The sequence below is a fragment of the Marinobacter sp. OP 3.4 genome (assembly GCF_036224885.1).
GTDB lineage: Bacteria > Pseudomonadota > Gammaproteobacteria > Pseudomonadales > Oleiphilaceae > Marinobacter.
The window spans coordinates 1-3376 of sequence record NZ_JAVVLT010000074.1 but is presented as its reverse complement, the minus strand read 5'-3'; the positions used below and the strand labels follow the sequence as shown (position 1 = coordinate 3376).

General features: G+C 50.3%; 3 protein-coding genes and 1 pseudogene. 3 read left to right on the top strand and 1 reads right to left on the bottom strand.

The genetic code is table 11. From position 1 onward, the window contains the following. Positions 1 to 56 precede the first annotated feature (56 nt). The 3 genes and pseudogenes from RO069_RS12840 to RO069_RS12830 form a co-directional block, all read left to right on the top strand. A pseudogene (locus RO069_RS12840) lies at positions 57 to 326 on the top strand (hypothetical protein); the annotation flags it as partial. 443 nt (positions 327 to 769) lie between these two features. Next, the gene (locus RO069_RS12835; protein ID WP_328188019.1) at positions 770 to 901 is read left to right on the top strand and encodes a hypothetical protein; all 132 of its coding nucleotides are present in this window, start codon (positions 770 to 772) and stop codon (positions 899 to 901) included. A gap of 392 nt (positions 902 to 1293) precedes the next feature. Further along, positions 1294 to 2721, top strand: a complete 1428-nt coding sequence (locus RO069_RS12830; protein ID WP_328188017.1) for a reverse transcriptase domain-containing protein — start codon at positions 1294 to 1296, stop codon at positions 2719 to 2721. Here RO069_RS12830 and RO069_RS12825 read toward each other — a convergent pair. Continuing rightward, positions 2714 to 3175: a 3'-5' exonuclease gene (locus RO069_RS12825; protein WP_328188016.1), complete on the bottom strand. Its 462-nt coding sequence runs from the start codon at positions 3173 to 3175 to the stop codon at positions 2714 to 2716. The two genes, RO069_RS12830 and RO069_RS12825, sit on opposite strands and share 8 nt — an antisense overlap. Positions 3176 to 3376: the final 201 nt, after the last annotated feature.

Sequence of the window (3376 nt, the reverse complement as noted above, 5' to 3'; positions counted from 1 at the left end):
GGATTATTAAAATCAGGCGAAATAGCCAACTGGACAACTAGGCTGACAGAGGGGGCCAGCTGCACTTTGCGAACGGTATTGCTGATCGTGTTCGTCGGGATGAGGCAGTGATGGCGCAGGTGAATAGCCACTCCACAGATCAGGTGATGCACGGACTGTTTCCGAAGCGACTCACGGATTTGGTTCTGGATTCCATGACGGATCATGAAAAGCTTTCTATGGAGATTTTGGAAAACGAGGACAATCAGAAAGCTTTTGCTTTACTCATTCTTAGGCTTTTGTCTCAAACTTCTGACCGTGAGAAGAACGGCACCTCATCGCTGTAGAGGCAGACCTTTAGGACCGTCTTGTTACCACGCTCATTAGATTGAGCGCTCCCGAGGATAACAATCATGTTGGTTGAAAGAAGAAGGTTGTTGGGAATTCTTTTACTAATACTCAGCGCCACTTGCGCAAGCGCTGACGATCTTACGATCGAGCACTGGTATGGAAAGAAATTCGAGAACGGAGTGCAGCCGTTTGGACTGGAGATGAGATTGAGGATCTTGAAGATGGTCGCTTCGGTTCAAGCATCACGGTCACGTGCAATAAGCAACATTCGACCTGCCAATACGCGATAAGTTACGGAGGCTGCGAAAGCGGAAAAATATATCCGGCGCTCTTCGTGTCTCCTCAGCACAGGGCACCTATTACTTTGCAGTGTCAGGTAAATGACACGAAATCCGGGCTGCGAATAGGCGAGCTGAACATTGATAGCGATGGAGCGCGGATGATCGAGCGCTCTAATGGATACTTTGAAATTGCTTTTCGTTCCCGCGACGACCCCGAGCGCCAGCTTATCAAGATAGCCGTGGCTCACACCAAGGGGCTGAAGCAGATTCGCGATTTCCTCCAGAACTAGCTGTGATGTATTCAGCCGGAGTTTGACTATTCCGACCTATCTGTATATTTTGAGGATACTTTCACCATTGGGTGATTGGCCGATTGGTTAACACCGTGTCAAGCACGTTCTGAACAAACCAGGCAAACACCGCTTTCCCAGCGATGTCCCGCCAGGTGTAGTTCTGAACAACTTGAGCAGTGCGTTTCGAGCGTTTCGTCACAGCACACCTCCAATCAGATGATACATCAAGGTACATTTGCGGCGTGCTGCCTACTCCTTTGTAGGTGGTTAGTAACTCATCGCTTGTTTCGATGGGTAGGTGGCATCGTAAGGTGTCGCTCGACGGTGACAATACAGACAAGCGGCCGCAGGATGCTTGTAGTCACCGGATCCAAAAAGGAAAGTATGTCATGGATGAACAGCAAAGCTGGTATCGTCGCCGCAGCTATGCTCATTTCGACCGCCCCATCTCAAAATCCCAAGCAAAGACTCTGGTCATGAATCCAGATCGGGTATCTCGCCATGCTTTTTGGCCTGTAATACTGAACCCCCAAAAGTCGATATCCATCAAGAGCGAAAACGGTCGAAGGGTTTGGCGAACCAAAATACGACCAATCGTTTATGCGGCCCACAGCGATGCTCACATATATGCCTACTACGCGAAATCCCTGGGAGATCTCTTAGAAGACCGGTACGCAAAGCTTGGGGGAGAGCACGTTCTCGCCTATCGAAGATTTAGTCCAGCGCGCTGCAATGTTCATTTTGCATATGAGGCGTTCACCGAGATTGCAGAAAATGAGGCTTGCGACGTAATTGCCATTGATGTCGAAGGGTTCTTCGATGCACTTGATCACACGCATTTGAAGGCTGCTTGGGCTGGTTTGCTCGGCACGTCTGAACTGCCTAGTGATCACTATGCAGTTTTCAAAGCCTGCACACGAGATACCGCGATTGCGGTGCCCAAATTAAGAGATCTTTTCGGAGGCGAGGTTAAACGACGATCTGGAATGACCGGGCGAGCGATTTGCACTCCAAAGGAATTCAGGTCGCTTGTGAAGCCACATCTCCGTTCACGGCATGATCTTGTATGGGAAGTTAAAGGCAAGCCTGCCCCAGCCTATCTCAAAGGGCAACCTGCGGGCATTCCGCAAGGGTTGCCGGTAAGCGCTGTACTGGCAAACCTCTATATGTATGAGGCTGATCAGTCAATTCAACAGAAGATTGGCAAACTAGGTGGGAGCTACCGCCGCTACAGTGACGATATCCTGCTTATTGTCCCCAAGGGAAGAGGAGCAGAAGCAGAACTGTCAGTGCGAACCGAATTGAGCAAAGTCCGACTTCAGGTCAACGCCGCTAAAACCGTGCGACGACGCTTCCTCCGTAAAGAAAGATCATTGCGCTCATTCTCAGTAGATCCTACTTTTACATTGCAGAACCCGAGCTCAGCTTCCTATCTGGGTTTTACGTTTGATGGCCAAGACATGAGAGTGCGCGACTCGACAATCGCGCGATTTATGATAAAAGCGCATCGGGCAATTGATCGCGCTCGAGTGGCCACAGTTGTGCGTGGTGAAACCCGGTTAAAGAAACGACAGCTATACGCTCGTCTGACTTCTCTGGGGTACGGTACAGCCTACGGTGATGCTGTCTACGACCAATCAAATCAGGTTCTTCCGAAAGGTGCTCCGAGACTGGGCTTCTTCAAATATCTCCAGCTAGCCGCCAAAGTTACCAATAGTGATGCGATTCGCACACAGATTCGACAGATTGAAAACCAAGTGTTTAGGGAAATAGACCGGGCTGAGAAAGGCCTCAAGAATCGTACCGGCTCTACTTGATCTGACAGCTACGGCCAACTGCGCATAATCTGAGGTTATGGTGAACAAGCCTTGAGGAGAGAGGGAGCCAGGCCTCTCCCTGGCGCGTCACACCACTGGGCAGGTGTCGCGTTTGCCTGGCATCCCTGCCGGCATTGAGCTTGGTAGGGCAGCCCAACCAGGTGTTGATCTCCTGACACACCTTCACATATTCGGGCGCTGTATCCACCATTGTCTGATTAATGCCAGTCAGTTCTGTGCAGAAACCGCTCAGATGGGGATGGCGCACGGGGCGCACCAGAAAAGACTTGCTGTCCAGTAGCGTTCCGCCACGAGTAGCCAGCGCACACCCAAACTCGATGATCTCCATGTTATGGATGCTTTGTGGCTGACCGGAGGGGACCTTTCGGCTTTCCCAGCAGGTCGCTTCTAAATCAATGACGAGAAGCGGTGAGTGATCATTCAGAGAAACCATCTGAAGCCTTACGTTTTTCGGTGTTAGTACTTTGCAGAAGTCCCAGCAATGTTGGGGGCGCCACTCAAAATCAATGAACCACTTAAGTTGAATAGTGCCTATATGGCCCCTTCGGTTAGCCTGCCATTTGAGAATTTCCGACCAAACTACTGTTAGTGGCCAATTAAAATGACCCACTACTGGCCATTAATTTTGACCCAC